The sequence below is a fragment of the Devosia sp. genome, assembly GCF_028290645.1.
Classification (GTDB): Bacteria; Pseudomonadota; Alphaproteobacteria; order Rhizobiales; family Devosiaceae; genus Devosia_A.
Genome location: NZ_JAQGJL010000273.1, coordinates 1 through 4,879 on the forward strand (window position 1 = coordinate 1; position 4,879 = coordinate 4,879).

Genomic DNA, 4,879 nt, shown 5'->3' on the forward strand with positions numbered 1-4,879 from the left:
GCCGTCAGCGACCAGCCCGAGGTCTGGCAGTGGGTGCGCAGCGACATCGACTTGTCCTTCAGCGCTCCGGCCTCCTTCACCAGCTTGGCCCACAGCAGGCGCCCGGCCCGCAGCTTCGCCACCTCCATGAAGAAGTTCATGCCGATACCCCAGAAGATGCTCAGCCGCGGCGCGAAGACGTCGACGTCCAGCCCGGCCGCCTTCCCCGCCTGCAGGTACTCCACCCCGTCGGCCAGCGTGTACGCCAGCTCCCGGTCGGCCGTCGCCCCGGCCTCCTGGATGTGGTACCCGGAGATCGAGATCGAGTTGAAGCGCGGCATCTTCTCGGCCGTGTAGGCGAAGATGTCGGAGATGATCCGCATGCTCGGGGCCGGCGGATAGATGTAGGTGTTGCGGACCATGAACTCCTTGAGGATGTCGTTCTGGATGGTGCCGTCGAGCTGGGCGGGCTTAACCCCCTGCTCTTCGGCAGCGACAATGAACATGGCGAGGACCGGGAGGACTGCCCCGTTCATGGTCATCGAGACCGACATCTGATGGAGCGGGATATCCTCGAAGAGGAGCTTCATATCCTCAACGGAATCAATGGCTACACCGGCTTTGCCGACATCGCCGGTGACGCGGGGGTGGTCGCTGTCATAGCCGCGGTGGGTGGCGAGGTCGAAGGCGACGCTGAGGCCCTTCTGGCCGGCGGCGAGGGCCTGGCGGTAGAAGGCGTTGGACTCGCGCGCGGTGGAGAAGCCGGCGTATTGGCGGATGGTCCAGGGGCGGCCAGCGTACATCGTGGCGCGGACGCCGCGGGTGTAGGGCGGCGCGCCGGGGAGGGACGCAGCGGCGTGATCGGCGACGTCCTCGGGGAAATAGGCGGGGCGGATGGGGAGATCGCCGTAGTCGCGGTTGAGGGACTCGACGGGGGTGTCGCGGAGGTCGCGCTGGGCGAGTTTGGCCCAGTCGGCGAAGGTGGGAGACTTAGGCATCGTGGCTTCCCGACCCCTCATCCGCCCTTCGGGCACCTTCTCCCACAAGGGGAGAAGGCGACAGGCCGTGGAACCTCAGTTGGTTACCTTCTCCCCTTGTGGGAGAAGGTGGCGCGAAGCGACGGATGAGGGGTAGCCCCAGGCGCTGCTCCATCATACCGCCTCGAACTCCAAAATGACCTCGTCCACCGCCAGCACGCTGCCGGGTTGGACGCGTATCTTGCTGATTTTCGCGCGCTTTTCGGCTTTGAGCACGTTTTCCATCTTCATCGCTTCGACGATGGCGAGGGTCTGGCCGTCTTCGACGATATCACCCTCGGCGACGTCGATGCGGACGATCTGGCCGGGCATTGGGCAGAGGAGGAACTTCGAAAGGTCGGGCGGCAACTTGACCGGCATCAGCGGCATCAGGTCTGCGACGCGGGGGAGCAGGACCTTGGCTATGAGGTCGGCGCCGCGGTGCCGCAGGCGGAAGCCGCTGGTAAGTCGTTGAATTCGCACGTGATGCAGGTGCCCGTCGACCCGGGCGATGCAGATGGTGTTGCCGGGCTTCCAGCCGGTTTCGACCAGCAGTTTCTTGCCGTCGGGGGCGGTGAGCCAGTACTCGATGCCGTCGGCGCGGACCGAGAAATCCCAGCGCTGGTCGCCGATGATGACGGCGCGGGGCTCGGGGGTGGTGGGGTAGAGGCGGTGATCGAGGGCGAAAGCCGAGGTGCAGGCGATCGCGGCGAGATGCGTGAGTGAGTCCGCATCCAGCTCTACGCCGCTGAAACCATTGGGGAATTCCTCGGCGATGTAGCCGGTGGTGAGGCGGCCTTCGCGGAAGCGTTGCTGGCCCATGACGGCGGCGAGGAAGGGGATGTTGTTGCCGACGCCTTCGAGTTCGAACTCGTCGAGCGCGTCCTCCATGGCCTCGATCGCCTCGATGCGGGTCGGGGCCCAGGTGCAGAGCTTGGCGATCATGGGGTCGTAATAGGTCGTGATCTCTGACCCTTCTGCGACGCCCGTATCGTTGCGGATGAACGGTGGCTGAACGAGATTTTCGGCCGGCGGGTGGTAGCGGGTGAGCCGGCCGGTGGAGGGCAGGAAATTGCGGAACGGGTCCTCGGCGTAGATGCGGCTTTCGATGGCCCAGCCGTTGAGCTGGACCTCCTCCTGCGTCAGCGGCAGCTTCTCGCCGGCGGCGGCGAGAAACATCAGCTCGACGAGGTCGAGGCCGGTGATCAGTTCGGTGACCGGGTGCTCTACCTGGAGGCGGGTGTTCATCTCGAGGAAGTAGAAGTTGCGGTGCTTGTCGACGATGAACTCGACCGTGCCGGCCGAGGTGTACCCGACAGCCTTGGCGAGGGCGACGGCCTGTTCGCCCATGGCCTTGCGCGTCGCCGCATCGAGGAAAGGCGACGGAGCCTCCTCGATGACCTTCTGGTTACGTCGCTGGACCGAACATTCACGCTCATTGAGGTACAAAACGTTGGAATGTGCATCGCCGATAAGCTGGATTTCTATGTGGCGCGGCTCGGTGATGAACTTCTCGATGAAGATGCGATCATCGCCAAAACTGGACGCGGCTTCCGACTTCGAGCGCTCGAAACCCTCCCGGGCTTCGGCGTCGGAATGGGCAATGCGCATCCCCTTCCCCCCGCCGCCGGCAGAGGCCTTGATCATCACCGGATAGCCGATCTGGCGGGAAATCGTCACCGCTGCCTCGGCATCGGCGATCAGCCCCATGTGGCCGGGAACGGTCGAAACCCCTGCAGCAGCAGCGATTTTCTTCGACGTGATCTTGTCCCCCATCGCCTCGATTGCCTTCACCGGCGGGCCCACGAAGATGATGTTTTCGGCTTCGATCGCGGCGGCGAAGGCGGGGTTTTCGCTCAGGAACCCATAGCCGGGGTGGACGGCCTCGGCGCCGGTCTGCTTGCAGGCGGCGACGATCTTTTCGATGCTCAGGTAGCTGTCGCGGGCGGGGGAGCCGCCGATGTGGACGGCCTCGTCGGCGAGCTTGACGTGGACGGCGTCACGGTCTGCGTCGGAGTAGACGGCGATGGTGCGGATGCCCATGCGCCTGGCGGTGCGGATGACGCGACAGGCGATCTCGCCGCGATTGGCGATGAGGAGGGAGGAGAACATGAAGTCCTTATTCTGCGGCTACGGCAGGGGGCTTGGCGTCGGTGGATTTCCAGCCCGTCAGCATCCCGTCGATGCTGAGGTCCTCGTCGAGGCCGGGCCAGTGAATCCCCGTGTACATGAGTTCGAGCGTGTTGCGCTCGGTGTGCGAAGCGTGGAGCAAGGAGGGATACCACCAGATGGGAGTCGCGATCTGGCGCCCGTCCGCCAGTTTCACATGCAAACTCTCGTCATCGCACCAGGCGGCGACCGGCGCCTTGCCGTCCATCTCAGAGTCCGAAGTGCTCATTCCACACCTCCAGCAATCTCGCCTGCTCGGCCAGCGTCACGTCGAGCAGCGCACGAAGCTCGGTCTGCGAGTGTCCATGGTTGAACGCAACCGACAGGTCGCGGAGCCAGATCTTGCATTCCTTGCCGTCCTTCCAGACGTGAACGTGCGGCGGCTCGGCGCCGTCCGCTTGATACCAGAAGAAGCGGTAGCCCTTCCACCGGAAGACCGTAGGCATCAGTGAAGTGCTGCCTTGGCGTGTTTGCGGGCCTCGGCTGCAAGCTTGGACGGGAACGGGGCCTCGAGCGTGCATTTTCCCTTCGCCACTTGAAAGGCAAATCCGACCTGCTGGCCGGACACCTGGAACAAGGGCACGAACAGGTTCATCTTCGAGTGCTCGTTCCGGGGTACTGCCGCTTTCACGATGTCGTCCTGATAGCGCAGGCAGAACTCGGCCAGTTGCACAAACATGTCTTCCTGCGATGCAGGGGTTGGCACCGGCGCGGACAACACCGTGACCAGGTCGATGGTGTTGTCCGAAGTTACACGATTAACTTCCACATGGTGCAGTTTCACCGTCGCTCGACCGGTGTCGAGGCGGAACTGGTCACCTGCTTGCAGTGGCGCCGCGGCTGCGGTCCCGGCGAGCATGGCGAGGGTCAAGGCGGCAATGAGCGGTTGAGATCTCACAGCGGAATGTTCCCGTGTTTCTTTGCCGGCACGACCTGCTTCTTGCCCTTCAGCATCTCGAAGGACCTGGCAACGCGCCGGCGGGTTTCACTTGGCATGATGACGTCGTCGATGAAGCCGCGCTCCGCCGCTACGAACGGGTTGGCGAAGCGGGATTCGTAGTCGGCGGTGCGTTGGGCGATCTTGGCTTTGTCGCCTAGTTCGGAGCGGTAGAGGATTTCGGTGGCGCCCTTGGCGCCCATTACGGCGATTTCGGCGGTGGGCCAGGCGTAGTTGACGTCGGCGCGGATGTGCTTTGAGGCCATGACGTCGTAGGCGCCGCCGTAGGCCTTGCGCGTGATCACGGTGACCTTGGGCACTGTGGCTTCGGCGTAGGCGAAGAGGAGCTTGGCGCCGTGCTTGATGATGCCGCCGTATTCCTGGGCGACGCCGGGGAGGAAGCCGGGGACGTCGACGAGGGTGAGGATGGGGATCGAGAAGGCGTCGCAGAAGCGGATGAAGCGGGCGGCCTTCTTGGAGCTGTTGATGTCGAGGCAGCCGGCGAGAACGAGGGGCTGGTTGGCGACGACGCCGACGGTGGAGCCGTTGAGGCGGATGAAGCCGACGAGGATGTTGCCGGCGTGGTCGCGCTGGATCTCGAGGAAATCGGCTTCGTCGGCGATCTTTTCGATCACCTCGCGCATGTCGTAGGGCTTTTGGGCGCTGTCGGGGATGAGGGTGTCGAGGCTCGGCTCGGCGCGCTCGATGGTGTCGTTGACGGCGAGGACCGGTGGCTTGTCGGCGGCGTTGAGCGGCAGGAAATCGAAGAGGCGCCGGA

At 64.3% G+C, this 4,879-nt stretch carries 6 protein-coding genes; all 6 read right to left on the reverse strand.

What is annotated here, in order from left to right:
* A partial coding sequence (locus tag JWQ89_RS14690) for a methylmalonyl-CoA mutase family protein (RefSeq protein WP_299642193.1) occupies positions 1–977 on the reverse strand: 977 nt, incomplete at its 3' end.
* Between the two features lie 153 nt (positions 978–1,130).
* The gene (locus tag JWQ89_RS14695) at positions 1,131–3,107 is read right to left on the reverse strand and encodes an acetyl/propionyl/methylcrotonyl-CoA carboxylase subunit alpha (protein ID WP_299642194.1); all 1,977 of its coding nucleotides are present in this window, start codon (positions 3,105–3,107) and stop codon (positions 1,131–1,133) included.
* 7 nt (positions 3,108–3,114) lie between these two features.
* Positions 3,115–3,393, reverse strand: a complete 279-nt coding sequence (locus JWQ89_RS14700) for a DUF2442 domain-containing protein (RefSeq protein ID WP_299642195.1) — start codon at positions 3,391–3,393, stop codon at positions 3,115–3,117.
* Positions 3,374–3,610, reverse strand: coding sequence for a DUF4160 domain-containing protein (locus tag JWQ89_RS14705; RefSeq protein WP_299642196.1), 237 nt, complete (start codon positions 3,608–3,610; stop codon positions 3,374–3,376). The genes JWQ89_RS14700 and JWQ89_RS14705 overlap by 20 nt, the downstream gene beginning before the upstream one ends.
* Positions 3,610–4,035 carry a hypothetical protein gene (locus tag JWQ89_RS14710; protein ID WP_299642197.1) on the reverse strand — a complete coding sequence of 142 codons (426 nt, stop codon included), beginning with the start codon at positions 4,033–4,035 and terminating at the stop codon, positions 3,610–3,612. Before JWQ89_RS14710 ends, JWQ89_RS14705 begins: the two co-directional genes overlap by 1 nt.
* 23 nt (positions 4,036–4,058) lie before the next feature.
* On the reverse strand, positions 4,059–4,879 hold an 821-nt coding region (locus JWQ89_RS14715; protein ID WP_299642199.1), incomplete at its 5' end, for a carboxyl transferase domain-containing protein.